This window comes from Mycobacterium simiae (assembly GCF_010727605.1).
In the GTDB taxonomy this organism is placed as follows: domain Bacteria; phylum Actinomycetota; class Actinomycetes; order Mycobacteriales; family Mycobacteriaceae; genus Mycobacterium; species Mycobacterium simiae.
The window spans coordinates 5,672,604-5,694,665 of record NZ_AP022568.1 but is presented as its reverse complement, the minus strand read 5'-3'; the positions used below and the strand labels follow the sequence as shown (position 1 = coordinate 5,694,665).

Below are 22,062 nucleotides of genomic sequence, written 5' to 3'. Positions count from 1 at the left end.
GCAGCGCGAGCCGGTGAGCCAAGCGGACGAACGACTCGACGAGCTGGTGGCCGCTCGCGATCAGATGGCTCACCTGGTGCGCGTCATCGTCGAGATCGGTTCCGACCTGGACCTCGATGTGACCTTGCATCGTGTCGTTAGCGCGGCGATGGAGCTGACCGACGCTCGGTACGGGGCGTTGGGCATCCGTGCGGCCGACGGTCACCTGGCCTCGTTCGTCCACACCGGCATCGACGCCGACGCGGCACGCCGGTTGGGCGAATTGCCGGTGGGCGAGGGCATCCGCATCGACGATGTGAGTGCCCATCCGCAGGCCACCGAACTGCATGCGCACGGACCCTCCGTCCGGGCGTTGCTCGGAATTCCGATCACCGTGCGGGCGGCCGATTTCGGCAGCCTGTACCTCGCGGACGACCGGCCGGACCGGGTGTTCACCGACTATCAGGAGAACGCTGTGCGGGCGCTGGCGACGGCGGCCGCGGCCGCTATCGACAACGCGCGGTTGTTTGAACGTGAACGCGAGTCGGCGCGCTGGACGAAGGCCAGCCGGGAGATCACGACCGCGTTGCTGTCGGGTGACCCGCAGACCGGTCCACTGCAGCTGATCGTGAATCTGGCGCTCGAACTGGCCGGTGCCGAGCAGGCCATTCTATTGGTTCCCAGCGAGCCCGATCTGCCGACCGACAAGGTGGCCTCCCTCATCGTGGCGGCGACCGCGGGGCGCTACGCGTCGCAAGTGATCGGTCGCCAGGTACCGATGGACGGTTCGACCACCGGCGGGGTGGCACGGCGCGGTGAACCGCTGATCACCGATTCCTTCCAGTACCCCATCGAGGGCTTCACCGATGTGGGTGAGCGCCCGGCCATCGTCATGCCGCTGGTAGCCGACGGCGCAGTGCTCGGAGTGATCGCGGTGGCACGAGACCCGCAACAGCCGAGGTTCAGCAGTGACTACCTCGAGCTGGTCAGTGATTTCGCCCGACACGCCGCGATCGCCCTGGCGCTGGCGGCGGGCCGAGAACACGCGCTCAACCAGGAGCTCGCGCAGGCGGACACCGTCGAGGACGCGGTATCGGCCGCGGCCGAGGAGCTGCGTCGGCTGTGGCGGGCCCGCCGCGTGCTGGCGCTGACGTTCCCTACCCGCAGGGCCGGCCTTGGTGCGCCAGCCCAAACCGATTCTGGCGCACCAGGACTCGTGGCCGTGGGTGAGCCCACCCGGTGGACCGACCTGCCGGACGAAACGCGGCGCATGCTCGCCGCATTGCGCGACGGGGACCTGCTGACCCCGAACATCAGCACGCCCGGGACGGCGGCCATTGCGCTGCAGCACCCCGAGGGCGTCCTGGTCGTCTGGATCGAACTGGCCGACAAGCGGCCGTTCACCCTCGAAGACCAGACCTTGCTCACCGTGCTGGCCGGCCGCCTCGGACAAGGTTTGCAACGCGTCTATCAGGTCGACCAGCAGCGCGAGACCGCCCTGGCATTGCAACACGCGATCCTCGGTCCGGCCGAGCTGCCCCACGGCTTCGCGGTGCGCTACCAGGCCGCGACCCGCCCGCTGCAAGTCGGCGGTGACTGGTACGACGTCGTCGACCTCGATGACGGACGCATTGCGATGATCGTCGGCGACTGCGTCGGCCACGGCCTGGCCGCCGCTACCGTGATGGGCCAGGTGCGCAGCGCCTGCCGCGCACTGCTGTTCGACAACCCCAGCCCGGCGGCCGCCCTCGAGGGCCTCGATCGCTTCGCCGCTCGGCTACCCGGCGCCCAATGCACCACCGCGGTGTGCGCCGTGCTCAATCCCGACACCGGTGAGCTGGTGTATTCCAGTGCCGGGCACCCACCGCCCATCCTGGTCGATGCCGACGGCAGCACCCGCATGCTCGAGGACGGCCACTCCGTCGCGTTGGGGATACGCCCCCATCGCGCCCGTTCCGAGGCCCGGCTGATCGTGCCGGCCCGCTCGACACTGCTGCTTTACACCGACGGTCTAGTCGAACGTCGCCGCAAGTCACTCGACGAAGGCATCGATCGGGCCGCGGCGCTGGTGCAGGACGGTAGGGTGTCGCCGCTGAACGAACTGGCCGACCAGATCATGTCCCGGCTGGCGCCCAGCAGCGGCTACCAGGACGACGTCGCGCTGCTGCTTTATCGACATCCCGCTCCGCTGGAGCTCACCTTCCCGGCCGACGTCAGCCATCTCGCCCCGGTTCGTCGTGCGCTGCGCAGTTGGCTGAGCCGCGCCCGACTGGATCCCGATCAGACCATGAACGTGCTCATCGCCGCCGGCGAAGCCGTTGCTAACGCCATCGAGCACGGCCACCGGCACACACCCGGGGGCACCATCGCCCTGGACGCCACCGCTTTGGTCGACGAGGTGCAGCTGACCATCACCGACACGGGTTCGTGGAAAACTCCGCAACCCGCCGCCAATCCCCACCGCGGCCGCGGCATCGCTCTGATGCGCGGCCTCATGCATGACGTCACCATCAACCCGGACCCTGAGGGCACCAAGGTTCAGCTATCGGTGAGGATCGCATGATGGCGACATCGCTCACCCTGAACACTGTGCGCTCCGACGATGGAAATCTCACGCTGGTGGCGGCGGGAGAAATCGACCTGAGCAACATCGACGCTTTCGACCAGGCGCTCGGTGCCGCCACGGCTCAGGCCGCGAGTAGCGGGGAGACGCTCGTCGTCGACCTCAGCGGGGTGGAGTACCTGGACAGCGCGGCAATCAACGCCCTGTTCAACCGTGCGGACCACATTCGGGTCATCGCTCACCGCCTGTTGATGACCAGCCTCACCGTCAGCGGCCTAGCCGAATTGGTCACCGTCGAACCCGCGCCGGCGCCGACACAGGACTGACACCAAACATTCGGGGTTCAGATGTTCGGGGGACATTCCCCCCCGAGACATTCCCGGCCGAGTTAGCTGAGGTGTATCTGGTTCGTGACCTGCCCGCGACAGTGGGACAGGACGCTCATCACCATGGCAGTACTTGTGGTGATCTGCGCACTGGCCGCCACGGCGTGCCTGGGCTACTACGCCGGCCGACGGGCCAGCTCGCCGCCGCTGAGCTGGCAGCAGCGCACGAGTCGTGTCGCACTGGGCCGGCTTGTGTTTAGCTTGCTCGTGCTGATCACCGCACGGCGCGTTCGGCAGCGCCTCCGGGCAGAGCGCATGCTGCGCTACGTGGTAACCAGCATGGGGCCGAGATCCGTTGTGCCGCTTAAGTTTTTGCGAGTGGGTGTCGCACGGATGCGGTCGTGACGAGATGGGTGAGGACGGTTATGACTGCACTACAGGGCAAGGTCGCGTTGGTGACGGGTGCATCTTCGGGCCTTGGCGCCGAAACAGCTAGGCTGTTTTCTCGCCACGGCGCAACCGTTTTCGGGATTGCCCGCGATACCGCACGGTTGACCGAGGTGTTCGCCGATGTGCGGTCGGGTGCGCACGCGTCGGTGGACATAGCCTCGCCACGGGAATGTCAGGACGCGGTGCACCGGTGCGTCGAGGAATTCGGCGGCCTGGACGTCTTGGTCAACATCGCCGGGAAACATCAGATGCGTCGCACCGAATCGATGACGGACGACGACTGGACACAAGATCTCGCGGTCAACCTGAGCGGCCCGTTTTATCTGTGCCGGGCCGCATTGCCACACCTACTCGAGCGCGGGGGCAACATCATCAACGTCAGCTCCATCGCCGGTGTGGAAGGCCAGGCGTACTCGGCCGGATACTGCGCCGCCAAGCACGGGCTCATCGGGCTGACCCGCGCGCTGGCAGTGGAGTACACCGCGGATCGGTTGCGCGTCAACGCCGTATGCCCCGGCGGCATGCTGACGCCGCAACTCGCAGAATTCCGCCCACCCGAAGATCCCAATTACGACCTGATCATGCGGACAGCCGCGCCGCGCGGCATGATGCAGCCCCGCGAAGTCGCCGACGTGGTCGCGTTCCTTGCCAGCGATGCGGCGTCTGCCATCCACGGCGCCGTCTACCGAGTCGACAACGGCAAGGGCGCCGGCTGAAACTATTGTCCTGCAGAAGAATTGGCGTAACGCCGGTTCATGCGCGGGTATTGCCGCTGGTCTTCTTTTCGTCGTACATCAACTCGTCGGCCCGGATCAGCAATTCGTCCACGGTTGCGCCCGCTCCGTGCGCTGGCGCCCGCACCGCGCCGATGCTGGCGGCAAGCCGATAGGGCCGTTGTGATGTGCTCCCGGTAGCTTTTGCTCGGCCAGCAGATAGAAGCCGCGCCGGTTCGTCAGCCCGGTCATCTCGTCGGTCACGGCGAGCTGACGAATCTCCTCGGTTTGCCTGCTGCCGCGCCGCGGTGCGGTCGCGCACCCGTTGTTCCAGTTCGGCGCACACGCGGACGTTCTCCATGGCGATCGACGTCGAATCCGCCAGCGCTTGCAGTAAGCGGGCCCTCTTGCTCGGATGGCTGGCGCTCATCTGCCCAGTAATTTCCGATCGCGCCGATCGGGTGCTGTCTGCGGCTGGTGGGGTAGGGTCCGCCTGCTCGCCGCCGAATATTTTCGAGGCTTGCTGAAACCGGGCGGCGGGTAACTCTGTACCCACCGAGAAGGAGACGGCATGAGCTCACGCGCACACACGAAGACCATCACGACGCACGTACCGGCGCGGCTGGACCGGCTGCCCTGGTCGCGGTTCCACTGGCGCGTCGTCGTGGGTCTCGGCGGTGTGTGGGTTCTCGACGGACTCGAGGTCACGATGGTCGGCAACGTCTCGGCACGCCTCACCGAGCAGGGCAGCGGCATCGAACTCGATCCTGCACAGATCGGTTATGCCGCGGCGATCTACATCACCGGCGCCTGCCTAGGTGCGTTGGTTTTCGGTCACCTCACGGATCGGTTCGGGCGGCGCAACTTGTTCATCCTGACCCTGGCGGTCTACCTAGTCGCTACCGTGGCGACCGCATTCGCCTTCGCGCCCTGGTATTTCTTCGTCGCCCGGTTTTTCACCGGTGCCGGCATCGGGGGCGAATACGCCGCCATCAATTCCGCGATCGACGAGTTGATTCCGGCGCGGGTGCGCGGACGCGTCGACCTGATCATCAACGGCACCTACTGGCTCGGCTCGGCCGCGGGAGCGGCTGGCGCGTTGGTGCTGCTGGACACCTCGAATTTCCCCCCGAACATCGGTTGGCGCCTAGCGTTCGGCATCGGTGCCATCTTCGGCATCTTCCTGTTGCTGGTCCGGCGTAACGTCCCGGAAAGCCCACGGTGGCTGTTCATTCACGGTCGTGACCAGGAAGCCGAGCAGATCGTCGCGGACATCGAGGGCGACGTCGAGCGGGAAACCGGTCAGTCGCTGCCTGAGCCGCACGGACAGCCGCTGAAAATTCGTCAGCGCGAAACGATTTCGTTCGTAGAGATTGCTCAGGTGGCATTCAAGCTTTATCCCAAGCGCGCAATTCTCGGGCTCGCTTTGTTCATCGGCCAGGCGTTCCTCTACAACGGCGTGACGTTCAATCTGGGCACCCTGTTGAGCAGGTTTTACGGCGTCGCTTCGGGAACGGTACCGGTCTTTTTCATTCTGTGGGCGTTGAGCAATTTCTTCGGCCCGCTGGTCCTCGGGCGGCTCTTCGACACCGTCGGTCGCAAACCGATGATCACGATGACCTACATCGGCTCGGCGGCCATTGCGGTCGTGCTCGGTGTGTTGTTCGTGAACCAGACCGGCGGTGTGTGGACGTTCATCGTCGTGTTGGCGGCGGCGTTCTTTCTGGCGTCGGCGGGTGCGAGCGCGGCCTACCTGACCGTCAGCGAGATCTTTCCGATGGAGACCCGGGCGCTGGCGATCGCGTTCTTCTACGCGGTGGGCACGGCGATCGGCGGTATCACCGGGCCCGTCCTGTTCGGCGAGCTGATCAATTCCGGCGAACGTGGCCAGGTGTTGTGGTCGTTTTTGATCGGGGCGATCGTGATGGCGGTCGCGGGCCTCGTCGAACTGTGGCTCGGCATCGCCGCCGAGCAACGCGCCCTGGAGGATCTGGCACTGCCGTTGACGGTGGCCGACGCCGACAACGACGACTAGCTGGTTGGGACTATCGTCGGCGGCGTGACGCTACCGCTGGGCGACGTCGACTCGTATTACAACCTTGGGGCTTACCATCGGGCCGTTGACACGCCTTCGGCGCACGCCCAAATATGGTTCGACCGAGGCATGGTGTGGGCGTACGCGTTCAATCATGAAGAGGCGGTGCGCTGCTTCGACAAGGCGCTCGAGCTGGATCCCGATCTGGCCATCGCACGCTGGGGCATCGCGTATTCGGTCGGGCCGAACTACAACAAGGCCTGGGATGCCTTTGATCCCGCCGACCTTGCCGCATCGCTGACCCGCGCTCGCGCGGAACTTCGGCTCGCCCGCCGAGGCCGCGCCACGGCCCTCGAACGGGGTCTGATCGACGCGCTTGCCGCCCGGTTTCCCACCGCGGACGCCGGGGACACCGCGGCGCTGGCGGCGGGTCAAGCCGCGTACGCCGACTCGATGTCAACGTTGGCCTCGACGTACCCGCACGACGTGGACGTCGCGGCCTTGACTGCGGATGCGCTGGTCAACGTGACTGCCTGGGCCCTTTGGGATACCGACACCGGCGAGCCGGCTCCCGGCTCTCGTGTCCTCGAGGCCAAGCAGCTCCTCGAGACCGCGCTAGCGACTCCCGCCGGGCAAGCTCACCCCGGCATCCTGCATCTCTATCTGCACACGATGGAGTTATCGACACATCCCGAGGTTGCGCTGCCCGCGGCCGATCTGCTGCGCGGGCTGGTGCCGGACGCCGGTCACCTCGAACACATGCCGACCCATATCGACGTACTGTGCGGCGATTACCGCAGTGCGGTGGTCTCGAACCTGGCGGCAGTGCGCGCGGATCGCAAGTTCCTGGAACGCGAAGGGGCACTGAACTTTTACTCCGCCTACCGAGCACACGACTTGCACTTCGTGGTCTACGCGGCAATGTTTTCCGGACAGTCTCGAGTCGCGCTCGCGGCCGCCGATGAGCTGGCCGCGCAACTCACGCCGGCAGTGCTGTTGATCGATTCGCCCCCGATGGCCGACTGGCTGGAAGCATTCGTGCCGCTGCGGGTGCATGTTCTCATCCGCTTCGGGCGGTGGGCTGATTTGATCGCCGCGCCGCTGCCCGCCGACCCGGATCTGTACTGCACCACGGCGACCACGGTGCACTATGGCCGCGCCGTTGCCTATGCGGCCTTGGGTCAACTGTCGCGCGCAGATGCCGAGCGGCAAGCCTTCGCCGAGGCTTATGCCCGCATCCCGGCCTCGCGGTATTTGTTCAACAACACCAGTCGTGACATCCTCGCGGTCGCCGCAGCGATGATCGACGGTGAAATCGCTTACCGCCGAGGAGATTTCGACACCGCATTCGACCATTTGGCCCGCGCGGTGGAACTCGACGACGCCCTGCCGTACGACGAGCCGTGGGGCTGGATGCAGCCGACCCGCCACGCCTACGGCGCGCTGCTGCTCGAGCAGGGGCGGGTGAGCGAAGCGGCCGAGGTCTATGCGGCCGATCTGGGTCTTGATCCAGCTGTCCGGCGAAGCTGTCAACATCCCGGCAACGTCTGGAGCCTGCACGGCTACCACGAGTGTCTGCGCCGCCTTGGCCGCACCGCTGAAGCCGCGATCATCGAGCAGCAACTGGTGCTGGCGCAAGGACGCGCCGACGTCCCCATCACCGCGTCCTGTGCCTGCAGATTCGGCCCCATGCTCTAAGTATTGTGTAGTATACCCAGCATGGGCGACAAACTTCCCGGCCGATTAGCGCAGCATCCAACGGTGCGTACGGTGCGCGGACGGCAACCGCGCCGGCCCGGCATTCTCGACGCCGACTGGCTGCGCGAGATCTGCCTGGACGCGGGCGCCGACGACGTGGCGTTCGCCCGGGTGGACGACCCCGAACTCGCCTCGGAGGTCGAGCATGTCGAGGCGGCGTTGCCCCGAACCAAGAGCTACATCTCGCTGGTGGTCAAGATGAACCGCGACAACATCCGATCTACCGCCCGCAGCGTCGCCAACCAGGAGTTCCACCGCAGCGGTGAGCTGCTCAATGAGACGGCCCACCGCGTCGTTCGCCGATTGCAGGACGCCGGTTACCGAGCCCTGAACCCGTCTGCCACCTTCCCGATGGAGATGGACAACTACCCGGGCCGTATCTGGGTGGTCGCGCACAAGCCGGTGGCCGTGGCGGCCGGCCTCGGCGTAATGGGAATCCACCGCAACGTCATTCACCCTAAGTTCGGCAATTTCATCCTGCTCGGCACCATCCTGGTCGACGCCCCGATCAGCCGCTACGGCCAGCCATTGGATTACAGCCCGTGTCTGGAGTGCAAGCTGTGCGTCGCGGCGTGCCCGGTCGGGGCGATCGGCAAGGACGGCAGCTTCGACTGGCTGGCCTGTTCGACACACAACTACCGGGAGTTCATGGGCGGCTTTACCGACTGGGTGCAGACCGTGGCCGACAGTACCGACGCAGCCGAGTTCCGTTCGCGGGTAACCGATTCCGAGAATGCATCGATGTGGCAGAGCCTGTCGTTCAAGCCGAACTACAAGGCCGCCTACTGTCTGGCCGTCTGCCCCGCCGGCGAGGATGTCATCGAGCCCTATTTGGACAACCGGAAAAGCTTCTTGGACTTGGTGCTCAAACCGTTGCAGGACAAGAAGGAAACGCTCTACGTGTTGCCGAACTCCAAAGCCAAGGAGTACGCCGAGCGTCGCTATCCGCACAAGCCGGTCAGGGTAGTCGACGGTGGACGGCCTCAGCCCTCCGCGACTCCGTAGGCGCGGGCGATGGCGGGGGAATCCAGCCACCCCGAGTAGGTGGGCCGCGACGGCCAGCCCTCCGGCGAGTCCAACCACTGCTCTTGTCGACCCCACGGCAACACGTCGATGAGCCCGAATGAGTGACTGAGTTGCTCGGTGCCCCGCCCGTTGGTGTGCCAGGTCCGATACACCGTGTCACCGTCGCGCAGGAACACGTTGACCGCAAAGCCGCCGCCCGGAGGTGCGTCCATGTCCGTCCCGAACGGGCTCTGCGCCGACGAATACCACTGCATCCGATTGCCCACCTTGCGCCGGTAGGCGAGCGCGTCCTCAATCGGCCCGTTGGTCACGATGACGAAGCGGGCGTCGTAGTTCTCGAGGAACTCCAGCCGGGTGAACTGCGACGTGAAGCCGGTGCACCCGGCGCACTGCCACTCGGCGCCGTCCGACCACATGTGGTGGTAGGTGATGAGCTGGGATCGCCCGCCGAACACCTCCACCAGGCGGATGGGTCCGTCGGGCCCGACGAGCGTGTAATCGGGCAACTCGACCATCGGCAGGCGGCGCCGCTGCGCGGCGATCGCATCGAGTTCGCGCGTCGCCGCCTTCTCTCGCGTGCGCAACTTGTCGAGTTGGGTGCGCCAGGTGTGGTGATCGACGATCGGCGGCAGGGCCGCAGGACTCCGTGACATGAGATCCGCTCCTCAATGTTGACTTGGTGGTCTGACTCGCGGGCGGTCGGAAATTCATCGCCGGGACGCTAGCCCAATGCTGAGAACTTCCTTCGAATCGGGTTTGCCGCATGCGGGCCCGGGCAACTATGTGCAGACTTGAGAAGTCATGCGGGGGGCCCTGGGTCCAGAAAGGCAAGAATTCATGACTCAGGAGATGATTCCGAGGGTTGACGACGCGCAAGTTCGTTACGACCTGTCCGACGATTTCTTCCGGTTGTTCCTCGATCGGACTCAAATTTACAGTTGCGCATATTTCGAGCGCGACGACATGACGCTGGAAGAAGCCCAACTCGCCAAGATCGATTTGGCGCTGGCGTCGCTGGATCTACAGCCGGGCATGACGCTGCTCGACGTCGACTGCGGCTGGGGGACCACGATGCGGCGCGCGATCGAGAAATACGACGTCAACGTGGTGGGGCTGACATCGTCCAGCGACCAGGCCGCTTACGTACAGCAGTCATTCGACGAGATGGACACCCAGCGCAGCAAGTGGGTGATGCTGCAGGGCTGGGAAGAGTTCGCCGAGCCCGTCGACCGAATCGTCTCGATCGGGGCGTTCGAGCACGGGCGTTACGACGACCTCTTCGAAATGGCCTACGCCGTGCTACCCGACGACGGCGTCATGTTTCTGCACACCATCACCGAAGTGCCGACCCCGGCTCCGGTCGAACAGCGCGCGGAGCAAGCGGGCTTCACGCTGACCCTGCGCGAGACGCTGCAGCCGCATTACGCCAAGACGCTCGACCTGTGGACTGAGGCGTTGGAGGCGCACAAGGACGAGGCCATCGCCAGGCATTCCGAAGAGGTCTACCAGCGATACCTGCACTTCCTGACCGGTCGGGCCAACGCGTTCCGCACCGGCCAGATTGATGTCACCCAGGTGACCCTGGAAAAGGACTGACCACCCGCGAACCCGCGGACAACGACACGGTCAACGAGTCCATAACGATTCGCCCATCACCCTGGTCGGCTCCGGCAGCCAATGGGAGGGTGGTGCTCGTGAGTGTTCATGTCGACGCGCCGGCGTGCCGCCCGCGCACGCAATGGATGGACAGACCACCACAACGGTGTGCACGTGGTCATTGGCTGCTGCCGGGACATATGATCGTGGCAACAATTCCCTGTTCGTGCGGCCGGCACATCTGCTGGGAATGTGAGTGCGGCGCCGCTACCTACGGCCCGCCGCTGGCCCAGTCCTGCAGTCTTGCCACCGGTCGCGGATCGGCTCCCGTGGAGCTGGCGGCGACGAAAACCTTGACCTGAACCGACTTTCGGTCACCTCGTCACCACGGCGGACCGGTAGTTCGGTGCCCAGGCCCGCTCGAACACGGCTTGGGGAACCTGCTCGTCGCGGCCGGCCGAGATGCCGCTGTCGTTGAGATGCACCACCCCGGCCCTGGTGTCGACGCCGGTGACAACCACAAAGTGGTTTCCGATGTTGCGGTTGCCCGGCCGATTCCAGATGGTCTCGGCGTTCACCAGGGCGATTACCTTGCGTCGCTGTGCCAGATCCCTTTGCACCGCAGCGATTTCCGTTTGGATGTTGTCGGCCCTGATCCAGTAGTGCCACAGCAGCAGCGGTAGGTCCCTGATGTCGGTATTGCCCGGCGGGTGCCAAATCGGTCCGGAACCCGTTACATTTGGCAGTTTTCCGGCCAAAAGGGTGATCTGCTGCTCAGTCGGCTGGTGCCCGGTGATTTCGCCGACGACATCGGCCACGGCCATCTCTCCGCAGTCCGACGCATGTTGTTGGCGCCAGAAGGGCGCGGCGGCCGCGGGGTCCCCGTACATGCCCGCCTCGTGGTCGGCGTCCGGGACCGGCGGGCCGGGGGCCGCGTGGACCACGGTGGCCAGGATAAGCGAGGCGGACGCGGCGGCCGCGAGAGTGACGGCGACGCCGCGCACCACCACCGCAACGATGGCAGTCGGGGTGCGCTTCATGGGCATCCTTTTCTCGAGCCGCGGCGGCGGCGCGCTGCTGTATTGAGAAAAGGGTCGGGAGTCGCCCTCTTGGGAGCATTAAACGCCGAACTTTGCGCGAAGCACGACGTAACACGCACAGATGTTGCCGTCTTGAGACGGACCCGCTCGCCGCGGGGGCGCGGCCGTTTGGGCAATCGTTGTCCCTTGTCTGCCGGTCCGCCACATGTGGCAGCGGCGATTCAACGTGCCGAATCCCATTGCGAAAAGCCCAATTGTCTTTGGCTGCAACCGAAATGCTGCCATGATCGAGCTCATGGCTGAATCATCGGCACAGGCGAAACTATCTTCAACAGCCCTGGTGATATGGCGATTCATCAGGACGGCGCCGCTCACCTACGGCTGGCTGTCCGTGCTGCTCATCACGACGATCATCCAGGACGGACTCACGGGACGGCAGCGGCATTGGCTACTTCTGCGGCACTCCACCGACATCTACCACTTGAGTACGGACCCGATCAGCGTCCTGGTATCGAGCCTGTTGTGGATCGACGGCAAGAACCTGTTGCCCTACCTTGTGTTCTTTACGTTGATCCTCGCACCCGCAGAACACTGGCTTGGCCGGGTGCGTTGGCTGGCAGTTGGATTGACCGCCCATGTGCTGGCGACCTACCTCAGCGAAGGCATCCTCTACCTGGCGATCGAGGAGAATCAGGCGCCGGAGCGTCTGGTGCATGCGCGTGACATCGGCGTCAGTTACTTCCTTGCCGGGGTGGCGGCGGTGCTGGCGTACCACATCGCTACGCCGTGGCGTTGGGGCTATCTTGGTGCGCTGCTGATCGTCTTCGGATCCCCGCTGTTGACGATGAACTTTACCGTTCTGAACTTTACGGCGATCGGTCACTTCACCGCGATCCTCGTCGGGCTCTGCTTCTACCCGGCGATCCGACGGCGCACCGGTCGCCCGTTGAGCCCGGCCCTGCTGGGGGCCGTGCTGCGACGACATAGCTGACAAGCCGGTCTTTGCACGCTCGCAACGCGAAAAGCGCACCGTTGATGCGCATGTAACAAGTTTGCCATCGAAAGTTCCTAAGGTGGGGCGGTCCCGCCTTCCGCCCGCGAAGGCCCCTGATGTCCGCAACGTGTGCCCAGCGAGAGGAACTCCATTGAGCGGTAACGCAGTCCGCCTGCAGGCGATCAACAACGTCGAATCATACGTCCCCCCGGCCGTCAGTTTCGTGGCCGGAGAGACACCCGGCGAGGTCTTCGGCTCGAACGTCTTCACCAAAGCCGAAATGCAACGGCGGCTGCCGAAATCCGTGTACAAGTCCGTCATTGCCACGATTGAGAAGGGCGCCAAACTCGACCCCGCGGTCGCCGATACGGTCGCGGTCGCTATGAAGGACTGGGCGCTGGAGAAGGGCGCCACCCACTACGCCCACGTGTTCTACCCGATGACCGGTTTGACCGCCGAAAAGCACGACAGCTTTCTCGAGCCCATCTCCGACGGACAGACACTGGCCGAGTTCGCTGGCAAGACCCTGATACAGGGGGAGCCCGACGCGTCGAGCTTTCCGTCCGGCGGGTTGCGGAGCACCTTTGAGGCACGCGGATACACCGGCTGGGATGTCACTAGCCCGGCCTACGTTTTGGAAAACCCGAACGGCAACACGCTCTGCATCCCAACGGTTTTCGTGTCGATGACCGGGGAAGCGCTGGATTACAAGACCCCCTTGCTGCGCAGCCAGCAGGCCATGGGGATCCACGCCGAGCGAATCCTGACGCTGTTCGGCCACAAAGACCTCAACAAGGTGGTGTCGTTCTGTGGGCCGGAGCAGGAATACTTCCTGGTAGACCGGCACTTTTTTCTGGCTCGGCCGGACCTGATCAACGCCGGCCGCACGGTGTTCGGCGCCAAGCCGCCGAAAGGCCAGGAATTCGACGATCACTACTTCGGCGCGGTGCCTGAACGTGTCCTGGGCTTCATGATGGACACCGAGCGGGAGCTATTCAAACTCGGCATCCCGGCCAAGACCCGGCACAACGAGGTCGCACCCGGCCAGTTCGAGGTCGCGCCGATGTTCGAGCGGGCCAACATCGCCTCGGACCACCAGCAACTGCTGATGACAATCTTCAAAACGGTGGCCAAAAAGCACGGCATGGAATGCCTGTTCCACGAGAAGCCGTTTGCGGGCGTGAACGGATCGGGCAAGCACGTCAACTTCTCGGTAGGCAACGCGGAGCTGGGTTCGCTGCTGGTCCCGGGCGACACCCCGCATGAGAACGCACAATTCTTGGTGTTCTGCGCGGCCGTCATCCGGGCGGTACACAAGTTCGCCGGGCTGCTTCGAGTGTCGGTCGCGTCGGCGACCAACGACCACCGGCTGGGCGCCAACGAAGCGCCGCCCGCGATCATTTCGATCTTCCTCGGCGAACAACTCGCCGACGTGTTCGAGCAAATCGCGAAGGGGCAAGCCACCTCGTCAAAGGGCAAGGGCACCATGATCATCGGGGTAGACACGCTGCCCCCGCTTCCGACCGACGCGGGAGACCGCAACCGGACCAGCCCATTCGCCTTCACCGGTAACCGGTTCGAGTTCCGTGCACCGGGCTCGGGCCAGACGGTAGCGGTCCCGATGATCGTGCTCAACACGATCATGGCCGACTCCTTCGACTACATGGCCACGGCTCTCGAGCAAGCCGTCGCCGATGGCGAAGACTTCGACAAGGCGGTGCAGAAGCTGCTCACCGAGGTCATCACCGAACACGGCGCGGTGGTGTTCAACGGGGACGGATACTCGGAGAACTGGCAGATCGAGGCGGCCGAGCGCGGCCTGCCGAACCTGAAGACGACGCTGGACGCCATTCCGGAGCTGATCAAGCCGGAGGCGGTCGAGCTGTTCACCAAGTACGACGTGTTCAACGAACGTGAGCTGCACAGCCGCTATGAAGTCCGGTTGGAGCAGTATGCGCTGACCATCGGGGTTGAGGCGAAGTTGGCGTTGGAAATCGGGACGACGGTCGTCCTGCCCGCCGCGATCCGCTATCAAACCGAGCTCGCACAGAATGTTGCCACCATGAAAGCGGCGGGTATCGAGCCCAGTACAGCTGCCCTGGAAGCCGTTTCGGGGCCGCTGAACGATCTCTCCGCGGCGCTAACGACCTTGTCGGCGGCCCTGTCCAAGCACTCGGCGCAGTCAGCACTGGATGAGGCCACCCATGCCCAGAAGTCCCTGCTGCCAGCGATGGACGCCGTCCGCGCGGCCGTGGACACGCTCGAAACCGTTGTCGCCGACGATTTGTGGCCGCTACCGACCTACCAGGAGATGCTTTACATTCTCTGAAGCCGGTGCGGATATTCCTGTGGGAACGGCCATGCTGCATGCCTCGCCCCGACCGGTTAGGTTTCAATTACGGAGGTAGTCCGGTCAGGGGAGAGCATGGCGTCATTCGACGACCGCGAGCGACGGGCCGCGGAGCTGGCGGCCTACCAAGCGCTCTGGAATCTGTGGCGGTGTCCGTCGCGCTCGGCACCGACCACTGAGAACTGGAAAACGGCCTGCCGGATGCTGCAGACCTACTACACCGTCACCAAGGCGCGCCAGGACCGTGCCGCCTGTGAAATGCGCATCCACTACCTGCAGGTCGTCGAGCCGTTGCCGCAACTCGCGGACTTCGTGCCGCCGCCGCACTACTACGGGGTGGCCGACGCCCAGCACCAGCTGGCTCAGGTGCGTCATCAGTACCAGCTCGCCCGGCTCCGGCATCCGGTCCGTGACGCACAGCGCCTGAAAGAGCTCGAGACCACCAAAGCGCTGTATACGGCGATGCAGGTCGCCGACGCCAGAGAACGCGCCGCAGAGACCACACGCCGACGTGAGTGGCAGCGCAGCCGATGGCCCAAAGACGTTGTGCTGGACCGGGAGATCTATGACCTCGATGGCATCGCCGCTCAAGTTGAGCGGCAGAACGCGAACATCGAATCCCGGGTGGCCGCACTACGAGAGCTGCTTCGGACGGGATTACGGCGGCTGACGGGTGAAGTCGATGCGCCGCCGCCGGACCCGGGGGACGGCGGCGACATCGCGGCCCGGGTCGAAGCGGCGCTGTCGGCAATTCCGCTGCCGCCCAATATCGCTTCGGCCGTAACCGTTACGTACTCGCAGTCCCGGCGCCAACTGGCGATCGAATATCGGCTGCCCGGGGTCGAGGTCGTCCCGAAGGTCAAGGCCTACCGGCACGTCAAGGCGCGCGACACCGTGGTCGCCACCGCACGGCCGGCCGGCCAAGTAAAAGCGTTGTACGCCAGCATCATTGCCCAACTCACGCTGCTGGCGTTGGCAGCCGCGTTCGCGGTCGACGCTACGCACCGCCTCGATGCAGTGATCTTCGATGGCGTTATTGACCGGGTGGATCCCAGCACCGGCCAAGCGGGGCGGCCATGTCTGATCAGCGTGCGCGCCGACGCGGACACCTTCGCCGCGCTCGACCTCTCCAGCAGCGATCCCTTTGTGCTCCTGCAACGGCTTTCGGCCAAGATGTCGCCGAACCCCACGGACTGCGTCCCGGTCCGGCCGTTGCCGCAGTGACCGCTCTGGGTTAGCCGAGGAGCTTGGTCAGCCAGGTCGCGTCCTGATAGTTCACCGATTTGCTGCCGTCCCAGACGAAAGGCGTGCCGGTTGCATTCAGCCCCGCCAGCGACGCGTCGCCGGCCTCGGCTTTCGCCCTGGCCGTGGCGACGTCTTCGCCCGCTTTGATGCAGTTGATCACGGTGGCGTCGCCGCCGGTGGTCTTGGCCAGTTGGGCCAGCTCACCATCGGTTCGGTCCTCGGCCGCGCCCTCCTGCGGCTGGAAGTTACTGGCAAACAGGCCGGAGTAGAAGGCGAGATAGAGCTTCGGGTCGTTCTGCGCCGCAACGCAGTAGGTCGCGGCGACGGCGCGGGTCGAATAGTTTTTGCTGTGCGACTTGTCATCGAGGAAGTTCAGCAGGTGATACCGCACCGCGAGCTTCTTGTTGTTGATTGCGGTTTCGATGTCACCCGCGTTGGAGCGGATAAAGCTGCCACACGGGGGACAGATGGGTTCGTTGAAAATATCGACCGTGACGGGGGCGGTCGAGCTACCCACCAGCACACCGTCGTCGAGGACGCGCAGCTCGACCCCGTCCGCGGCCGGTGGTGACGTCGTCGACTCGGATCGCCCCGACGAGCGCCACGGTTGGGCGACGAGGAGAACCGCGCTGACCAGTGCTACGACCACGAATGCTGCCAAGCCGACGAACAACCAGGCATTGCGGACCCGACGGGGTGCCGGCTGGCCCCACGGGGGCGTCACCGTGCTTGCCGCGTCGCCGGTGCCCCAGCCATGGGTGCCGGGCCATCCCGTCGGCTGCGGCATGGCTCCGCTCGGCGGTGCCGGTGACCCGGTAAGCGATGCGGGCCAGCCCGGGCCCGGCGACTGACCAGCCATGGCGGGCGGTGCGGACGCGAAATTGGCGGGGGACTGGCCGGCGTAGGCCGCCGGAACCTCGGCCTGGCTGCGCTGCAGGATGTCGGTGGCCCGGTCCTGGTCAGGCGTGGCCAGTGCGGCGTACGCCGCTGCCGAGAGATCGCCGCAGGTCGGATAGCGATCCAACGGATCCTTGGCCATGCCGCGCGCGATCACCCGGTCGAACGCGGCCGGGATGCCGGGACGCGTGACGCTGGGCCGTGGAATCGGCTGGTGCAGATGTGCGCTCATCACGCTCACCTGGTCGCCCTTATACGGCGGCGCTCCGGTCAGGCATTCGTACAACACGCAGGCCAGCGCATAGATGTCGGCCCGGTAAGTCACGTCGCCGTCGCTGAACCGTTCGGGAGCCATGTATTTGAAGGTTCCCACCGTGGTGCCGAACTGCGTCAGCTTCTCGTCGGAGGTGGCGCTGGCGATGCCAAAGTCGACCAGATACGCGAAGTCGTCCTTGCTGATCAGGATGTTCTCCGGTTTGACGTCGCGATGCGTCACGCCGGCGGCGTGCGCGGCGTCCAGCGCGGAACCGATCTGGCGCACGATGGCTACCGCTCGTGGCGGCGACAGGGGCCCATAGCGACTCAAGATGGTGGCCGCATCCAGGCCGTCGATCAGCCGCATATCGACGTAGAGTTGGCCATCGATCTCGCCGTAGTCGTGAATCGGCACGACGTGGGGCTCCTGCAGCCGTCCCGCGGTGCGCGCCTCCCGCTGCATGCGGATGCGAAAAACCGGGTCGCTGGACAGCGTCTGCGACATCAGCTTCAACGCGACGATGCGCTCGCGTACGGTGTCCTCGGCTTCGTAGACGTCGCCCATCCCGCCGCGGCCTACCAGCCGCCGCAAAAGGTAGGGCCCGAACTGCGAGCCCTCCCGCGAACCCGCGGTGTCACCCATCGCCGACTCCTCCGTACCAGGCATAAGGCTAATAGTTTGGGCCAGCCAAGGGCATGGTGAATAGAAAGAATGCCAAATGATTCAGTTCCCGGGGCTAAAAAATGCCAGTGGCGATGGCAAATGCCCGCCGCGCGGGGCTAGCGGCGTTCCTCGTCGCCGGTTCTGGGCTCGGTCAGGCCCTCTCTGGACAATGCTCGCAGGAAACCGTAGGCGTGCAGGCCTGTCTTGCCGGGGTTTTGGCCGATCCACGCGCTGATGTTGCCTAGCGCCGTAGCTAAGTCCGTGCGTTTGATTCGCACCAGATAAGTCAGGCGGTCGTCGTCGGGATCATCGCTCGCATCGGCGACTGCGACGGGATTTTTGAAAGCGTAGGCAATCCCGTGCACCGAATCATGGTTGAGCGCCCAGCGAAGTTCGTTGGGCCGCAGTCCGTTCACCGCGATATTGCGGTAGCGCTCATCGTCACGTGAATAGCTCACCGGACCGATGGTCCTCCTCCACACCTATACCGAAAGCGGCTGCTGGCGGCCCGAAGGTAATGGCGCGCAGCAAGTTCGACAGCTGTTCGACCCACTCTCATCGTGTCGCCACCCGCACCGCGCCCGGAAACTGCCGCATCACTCCACCGTGGCACAGCACGGTGTGGGGCGCCATTTGAACTTGCCCGCAGTTGGGCTCCGCCGCGGTAAGGCAACCGTTGGGGGCCTTCCGGTTTCGGACATCCGAAGCGCTCAACGACTCCCGGCGACTGGTCAGGCTGGTCAGCGGCAGTACTTCAGAAACAGGTAGTCGTCGTGGACCAACGCGTGTTCGAGTCGCAGCGTCGCAGGTAAAGCCAACGGCGACGGCGACTGCCGGTGACCGAGCGGCTGACTGGCGGCGAGCTTGGGCGCCAGCGTCACGCAGACTTCCTGGACCGCGTCGGCGCTGACCAATTCGTCGAGCAACGTCGGCCCGCCCTCACAGAGCACGCGCGACAGCCCATGGTGGCGTAGCAGCGCGACGGCCGTGACGACATCGACGAAACGCTCACCGGCCACCAGTACGCCGCAGCGTTGGTCGCCGGTGCGGTCGTGGCGAGCTGCGGTCTCGGCGCTGGTGATCAGCAGTGGCGGTTGGCTCGGGTCGCTGACAAGTCTGGGAGGGAGTTCACCGGTCCGGCTTATTACCGCGACCGGCGGTGGCCTGAACCTTCCGCAGCGCCGCCGTGTGGCGTGTTGGGCGTCGTTGAGCTGCACCGGCCCGTAATTCTCCGTACGTGCGGTCGCAGCGCCCACTAGAACCACATCGGCGAAGCCGCGCAGGATGCGCAGTAACTCGCGATCGGTCTCAGATGACAGCGGCCCGGTGCGACCGCCGAAGGCAGCGGCACCGTCGGCACTGTAGATCATGTTGGCGCGCACGCCGTCCGGCGGCTCGGCATAGAACGACGCGAGCTCATCGATGCTGGTGATGCTGCGCAGGCGCGTGGTGTCGGACTGTTGGCGGCAGCGATCGGACGTGGTCATCGGTCAAGCCTCGTGGCCTGGTTCGAGCATGCGGACGTCGCTGAAGGACACCCATTGCTCCAGCTCGGCCGGTGGGTCGCCGTCCAGGGGTTGCAGCAGGTGGCCGACGTGATCGCCAAGGGCGAAGCGGTGCAAGATCTTGCCGACGAACCAGGCCGCGGCATCGTCGAGGATGGGCAACTGGGCGGGACCGACGTGCCAGCGGCATCGGGCGAACTTGTCGGTCTGGTCACCGGTATAACTGCCGAAGAGTTCGGCGACGTCGATGTGCTCGATGTCGAACACGTGCACGGCCAGGTGAGTGGCTTCGGCGGCCACCCGGTAGGTGTGATTCTGCGTCGACAGGCCGACCAGGAAGCGCGGTGGATGGATGCTCGCCTGACAGGCGAAACCCACCAGACACCCGGCCGTAATGCCGTTGGCCTGCGTGGTGACGACGAACATCGGATAGTTGAGCAGCGCCACCAACTTCTCAAAGGCGTTAACCCCCGGTTCGCTCACCCGCTCACTATTCCCATTTGTGCCGGATTGGAACCACGCTGAGCGCTATGGCCGCGGCACGTTGCCGCGGCTGTCCAGGGCCGGCGTGTTCGAGATCCCGTATTTGGGAACCCTGCCTGAAGCCAAGTACCCGGGAGCGACGGAAATGCAAACTGACGAGCCTGTGTTGGACCGACACCTGTTGGCGCAACGCATGGCCGAATTATCCCGCAGCATCGCGGCGCCGCGGCGCACCGAGGACGTCTTAGCCGAGGTCACTACCGCCGTTGTCGAGCTGATTCCGGGGGCTGACACCGCCGGTGTGCTGCTGATCGGTCCGGGCGGGAAGTTCGACTCCATGGCCGGCACCACAGGCATCCCGCACGAGCTGGACGAGCTGCAGAAAAGCCTCGGCGAAGGGCCGTGCATGCAAGCCGCGCTCAAGGAAACCGTCGTTCGCACCGACGACTTCAGGGCAGAGCCGCGCTGGCCGAAATACAGTGCCGCAGTATTGGAGGTCGGCGTGTTCAGCGGACTGTCGTTCAAGCTCTACACCGCGGATCGCACCGCCGGCGCGCTCAACGTCTTCGGATTCCAGCCCCACGCGTGGGATGCGGACGCCGAGACGATTGGCATGGTGTTGGCCGCGCACGCCGCCGCGGCGTTGGCGGCCAGCCGCGAGGGAGAGAACCTGAACTCCGCGTTGCTGACCAGGGACCGCATCGGCCAGGCCAAAGGCATCATCATGGAGCGCTACGGCGTCGACGACGTGCGCGCCTTCGGCATGCTGCGCAGCTTGTCGCAGGAGTCCAACATGCGCCTCGTCGACGTCGCACAGCGGGTCATCGACACCCGTAACACCTGAGCGGCCGTGCGGACCGCCGCCGGCTGCCGACGGAAAGGCAATCGACGCAACGCTTATCGAAGCGGATCGTTTGGCCGGACCCCGCGGTACATGCCGCACCGGACGAAGCCGGGCATCACGATACGCTGAACCGGCCAGGCCGGGATCCGCAACGCGTGACCGCTGGGCAGAAACACCTCCAGCCCATCAGCCTGAATGCCCAGCAACGAGCCCCACCGCCGGCCGGGGGTCCGGTAGCAGCGTAGGCGGCGGCCGGTGAATTCGGCGCGGATGTTGTGGGCGACCAGCGAATCTCCGCGATTGCGTGCCGAGCTGCGATGCGGATCGCTGGCCGCGACATCACCCACGGCGAACACACCGCGAAGGCCCGGCACTTCCAGCTCCGGCGTCACACGAACGAAGCCCCGCGCGTCGAGAATGTCGGGTGGTAGCCAGTCGGTGTTCGGCCGCACCCGGCCCACCGCCCACAGCACGGCCTCCGCGGCGGCCGGTGGTTGTCCGGTGCTCCATCGAACAGGTTCGCTCGTGATGCGTGTGTCCCCGGACCCGTTCGAGATGACCGCGCGGTGCCCCGGGTGTACCCCTACGCTCAGCTCGCCGAGCCGGCCGCGGATTCGTTTCCAAATCCGCGGGTGATATCCGGCCAACGCGTCCGGTCCCGGAAAATAGAGGTCAATTCGCTTGTTCGGCCAGGTGGTGGCCAGGTTGACGGCGCTGCTGACCGCGGCCGCACCGCCGCCGATGACGATGATCGACTCGGCGGCGGCCAGGCGCTGGTGTGTGGCGTGCAAGTCCGCAGCGATCTCGGCGCCCGACTGCATGATGGGTTGACGCCAGAAGCCGTTTGTTACACCGGTCGAGATCACCAGCGCGTCGAATTCTTCGGTGATCGCGGCGCCGTCGCTGCCTCGAGCGAACACGGTGCGGTCGGCCAAGTCCACGCCAGTCAGCTCGGCCTGCACCGTGCGCACCCGGTCCAGACCGCGGAATCGGTCAAACGGAATCCAGTAGTCACGGGCCCAGTCGCCGGGGCGGGACAGCCGGACACCGAGCTCCTGGCCGCTGACCAACGCGTCCTTGACGGAGATTCCCACGACGTCGGCATGCTTTGCCAACCGGATCGCGGTCAGCAGGCCAACATCGCCCAGACCGGCGACCACAACGCGCTTGCGCCCCGCCATTAGCGTGAATTCCCCTGCGTCACAGGAAATTTCGTGAAAGGAGGCCACCAGTGCGCCGCGGCGGAAACCATGCGGGCCTCCTTACCTGCAATGCCCGGGCGACCGGTGCCTTGGCCGCGGATCGGCAGAACTGTAACACGTTCTATTCGCAGCGGGGA

20 protein-coding genes are annotated in these 22,062 nt (G+C 65.2%); 12 read left to right on the top strand and 8 right to left on the bottom strand.

Features of this window, described 5'->3' with window-relative positions; genetic code table 11:
- Positions 1-64 precede the first annotated feature (64 nt).
- The 4 genes from G6N33_RS26520 (at position 65) to G6N33_RS26505 (ending at position 4,034) form a co-directional block, all read left to right on the top strand.
- Entirely contained in the window at positions 65-2,542 is a 2,478-nt protein-coding gene (locus G6N33_RS26520) for a SpoIIE family protein phosphatase (protein WP_232069488.1), read from the top strand.
- Positions 2,542-2,868 carry an STAS domain-containing protein gene (locus G6N33_RS26515; protein WP_044505706.1) on the top strand — a complete coding sequence of 109 codons (327 nt, stop codon included), beginning with the start codon at positions 2,542-2,544 and terminating at the stop codon, positions 2,866-2,868. The genes G6N33_RS26520 and G6N33_RS26515 overlap by 1 nt, the downstream gene beginning before the upstream one ends.
- A gap of 123 nt (positions 2,869-2,991) precedes the next feature.
- Positions 2,992-3,273, top strand: coding sequence for a hypothetical protein (locus G6N33_RS26510; protein WP_044511718.1), 282 nt, complete (start codon positions 2,992-2,994; stop codon positions 3,271-3,273).
- 20 nt (positions 3,274-3,293) lie between these two features.
- A complete protein-coding gene (locus G6N33_RS26505) occupies positions 3,294-4,034 on the top strand; it encodes an SDR family NAD(P)-dependent oxidoreductase (protein ID WP_044505708.1) in 741 nt (246 codons plus the stop codon).
- Between the two features lie 37 nt (positions 4,035-4,071).
- On the opposite strand, the gene G6N33_RS26500 is transcribed toward G6N33_RS26505, so the two are convergent.
- Positions 4,072-4,461 (bottom strand): nucleotidyl cyclase domain-containing protein, encoded by a 390-nt coding sequence (locus G6N33_RS26500; RefSeq protein WP_049918905.1) that lies wholly within the window; start codon positions 4,459-4,461, stop codon positions 4,072-4,074.
- A 141-nt stretch (positions 4,462-4,602) separates the two neighbouring features.
- Here G6N33_RS26500 and G6N33_RS26495 point away from each other — a divergent pair, with 141 nt between their 5' ends.
- The 3 genes from G6N33_RS26495 to G6N33_RS26485 are packed head-to-tail and all read left to right on the top strand — an operon-like array spanning position 4,603 to position 8,829.
- Complete coding sequence (locus G6N33_RS26495) at positions 4,603-6,066, top strand: MFS transporter (RefSeq protein WP_044505710.1); 1,464 nt, start codon at positions 4,603-4,605, stop codon at positions 6,064-6,066.
- A 24-nt stretch (positions 6,067-6,090) separates the two neighbouring features.
- Complete coding sequence (locus tag G6N33_RS26490; protein ID WP_044505711.1) at positions 6,091-7,764, top strand: tetratricopeptide repeat protein; 1,674 nt, start codon at positions 6,091-6,093, stop codon at positions 7,762-7,764.
- Positions 7,765-7,785: 21 nt separating this feature from the next.
- Positions 7,786-8,829, top strand: a complete 1,044-nt coding sequence (locus tag G6N33_RS26485) for an epoxyqueuosine reductase (protein ID WP_044505712.1) — start codon at positions 7,786-7,788, stop codon at positions 8,827-8,829.
- On the opposite strand, the gene G6N33_RS26480 is transcribed toward G6N33_RS26485, so the two are convergent.
- Positions 8,808-9,503, bottom strand: coding sequence for a DUF899 domain-containing protein (locus G6N33_RS26480; protein ID WP_044505713.1), 696 nt, complete (start codon positions 9,501-9,503; stop codon positions 8,808-8,810). The genes G6N33_RS26485 and G6N33_RS26480 overlap by 22 nt on opposite strands.
- Positions 9,504-9,687: 184 nt before the next feature.
- Here G6N33_RS26480 and G6N33_RS26475 point away from each other — a divergent pair, with 184 nt between their 5' ends.
- Positions 9,688-10,446, top strand: coding sequence for a class I SAM-dependent methyltransferase (locus G6N33_RS26475; RefSeq protein WP_044505714.1), 759 nt, complete (start codon positions 9,688-9,690; stop codon positions 10,444-10,446).
- A 374-nt stretch (positions 10,447-10,820) separates the two neighbouring features.
- Here G6N33_RS26475 and G6N33_RS26470 read toward each other — a convergent pair whose 3' ends face one another.
- Positions 10,821-11,486, bottom strand: a complete 666-nt coding sequence (locus G6N33_RS26470) for a cysteine peptidase family C39 domain-containing protein (protein ID WP_049918906.1) — start codon at positions 11,484-11,486, stop codon at positions 10,821-10,823.
- A gap of 295 nt (positions 11,487-11,781) precedes the next feature.
- Between G6N33_RS26470 and G6N33_RS26465 the strand changes: the two genes are divergently transcribed.
- From G6N33_RS26465 to G6N33_RS26455, 3 genes are all read left to right on the top strand, one after another.
- Positions 11,782-12,477, top strand: a complete 696-nt coding sequence (locus G6N33_RS26465) for a rhomboid-like protein (RefSeq protein ID WP_044511721.1) — start codon at positions 11,782-11,784, stop codon at positions 12,475-12,477.
- Between the two features lie 154 nt (positions 12,478-12,631).
- Complete coding sequence (locus G6N33_RS26460) at positions 12,632-14,809, top strand: glutamine synthetase III family protein (protein ID WP_044505715.1); 2,178 nt, start codon at positions 12,632-12,634, stop codon at positions 14,807-14,809.
- Positions 14,810-14,905: 96 nt separating this feature from the next.
- Entirely contained in the window at positions 14,906-16,054 is a 1,149-nt protein-coding gene (locus tag G6N33_RS26455) for a hypothetical protein (protein ID WP_044505717.1), read from the top strand.
- 10 nt (positions 16,055-16,064) lie between these two features.
- On the opposite strand, the gene G6N33_RS26450 is transcribed toward G6N33_RS26455, so the two are convergent.
- From G6N33_RS26450 to G6N33_RS26435, 4 genes are all read right to left on the bottom strand, one after another.
- On the bottom strand, positions 16,065-17,870 hold the full coding sequence (locus G6N33_RS26450) for a serine/threonine protein kinase PknE (protein WP_044505718.1): 1,806 nt from the start codon (positions 17,868-17,870) through the stop codon (positions 16,065-16,067).
- A 137-nt stretch (positions 17,871-18,007) separates the two neighbouring features.
- On the bottom strand, positions 18,008-18,349 hold the full coding sequence (locus G6N33_RS26445; RefSeq protein ID WP_044505720.1) for a hypothetical protein: 342 nt from the start codon (positions 18,347-18,349) through the stop codon (positions 18,008-18,010).
- A gap of 282 nt (positions 18,350-18,631) precedes the next feature.
- Positions 18,632-19,378, bottom strand: a complete 747-nt coding sequence (locus tag G6N33_RS26440) for a pyrimidine reductase family protein (RefSeq protein ID WP_044505722.1) — start codon at positions 19,376-19,378, stop codon at positions 18,632-18,634.
- Positions 19,379-19,381: 3 nt separating this feature from the next.
- On the bottom strand, positions 19,382-19,822 hold the full coding sequence (locus tag G6N33_RS26435; protein WP_408632811.1) for a flavin reductase family protein: 441 nt from the start codon (positions 19,820-19,822) through the stop codon (positions 19,382-19,384).
- A gap of 202 nt (positions 19,823-20,024) precedes the next feature.
- Between G6N33_RS26435 and G6N33_RS26430 the strand changes: the two genes are divergently transcribed.
- Complete coding sequence (locus G6N33_RS26430) at positions 20,025-20,723, top strand: GAF and ANTAR domain-containing protein (RefSeq protein ID WP_044511723.1); 699 nt, start codon at positions 20,025-20,027, stop codon at positions 20,721-20,723.
- Between the two features lie 53 nt (positions 20,724-20,776).
- Here the strand turns inward: G6N33_RS26430 and G6N33_RS26425 are convergent, their stop codons facing one another.
- Positions 20,777-21,904, bottom strand: coding sequence for an FAD-dependent oxidoreductase (locus G6N33_RS26425; protein ID WP_044505724.1), 1,128 nt, complete (start codon positions 21,902-21,904; stop codon positions 20,777-20,779).
- Positions 21,905-22,062: the final 158 nt, after the last annotated feature.

Bases quoted from the DNA above. Each gene is read 5' to 3' on its own strand.
- G6N33_RS26520 (WP_232069488.1), top strand. From the start codon at position 65: ATGGCTCACCTGGTGCGCGTCATCGTCGAGATCGGTTCCGACCTGGAC.
- G6N33_RS26515 (WP_044505706.1), top strand. From the start codon at position 2,542: ATGGCGACATCGCTCACCCTGAACACTGTGCGCTCCGACGATGGAAAT.
- G6N33_RS26510 (WP_044511718.1), top strand. From the start codon at position 2,992: ATGGCAGTACTTGTGGTGATCTGCGCACTGGCCGCCACGGCGTGCCTG.
- G6N33_RS26505 (WP_044505708.1), top strand. From the start codon at position 3,294: ATGACTGCACTACAGGGCAAGGTCGCGTTGGTGACGGGTGCATCTTCG.
- G6N33_RS26500 (WP_049918905.1), bottom strand. From the start codon at position 4,461: ATGAGCGCCAGCCATCCGAGCAAGAGGGCCCGCTTACTGCAAGCGCTG.
- G6N33_RS26495 (WP_044505710.1), top strand. From the start codon at position 4,603: ATGAGCTCACGCGCACACACGAAGACCATCACGACGCACGTACCGGCG.
- G6N33_RS26485 (WP_044505712.1), top strand. From the start codon at position 7,786: ATGGGCGACAAACTTCCCGGCCGATTAGCGCAGCATCCAACGGTGCGT.
- G6N33_RS26480 (WP_044505713.1), bottom strand. From the start codon at position 9,503: ATGTCACGGAGTCCTGCGGCCCTGCCGCCGATCGTCGATCACCACACC.
- G6N33_RS26475 (WP_044505714.1), top strand. From the start codon at position 9,688: ATGACTCAGGAGATGATTCCGAGGGTTGACGACGCGCAAGTTCGTTAC.
- G6N33_RS26470 (WP_049918906.1), bottom strand. From the start codon at position 11,486: ATGAAGCGCACCCCGACTGCCATCGTTGCGGTGGTGGTGCGCGGCGTC.
- G6N33_RS26465 (WP_044511721.1), top strand. From the start codon at position 11,782: ATGGCTGAATCATCGGCACAGGCGAAACTATCTTCAACAGCCCTGGTG.
- G6N33_RS26455 (WP_044505717.1), top strand. From the start codon at position 14,906: ATGGCGTCATTCGACGACCGCGAGCGACGGGCCGCGGAGCTGGCGGCC.
- G6N33_RS26450 (WP_044505718.1), bottom strand. From the start codon at position 17,870: ATGGGTGACACCGCGGGTTCGCGGGAGGGCTCGCAGTTCGGGCCCTAC.
- G6N33_RS26440 (WP_044505722.1), bottom strand. From the start codon at position 19,378: ATGACCACGTCCGATCGCTGCCGCCAACAGTCCGACACCACGCGCCTG.
- G6N33_RS26435 (WP_408632811.1), bottom strand. From the start codon at position 19,822: ATGTTCGTCGTCACCACGCAGGCCAACGGCATTACGGCCGGGTGTCTG.
- G6N33_RS26430 (WP_044511723.1), top strand. From the start codon at position 20,025: ATGCAAACTGACGAGCCTGTGTTGGACCGACACCTGTTGGCGCAACGC.
- G6N33_RS26425 (WP_044505724.1), bottom strand. From the start codon at position 21,904: ATGGCGGGGCGCAAGCGCGTTGTGGTCGCCGGTCTGGGCGATGTTGGC.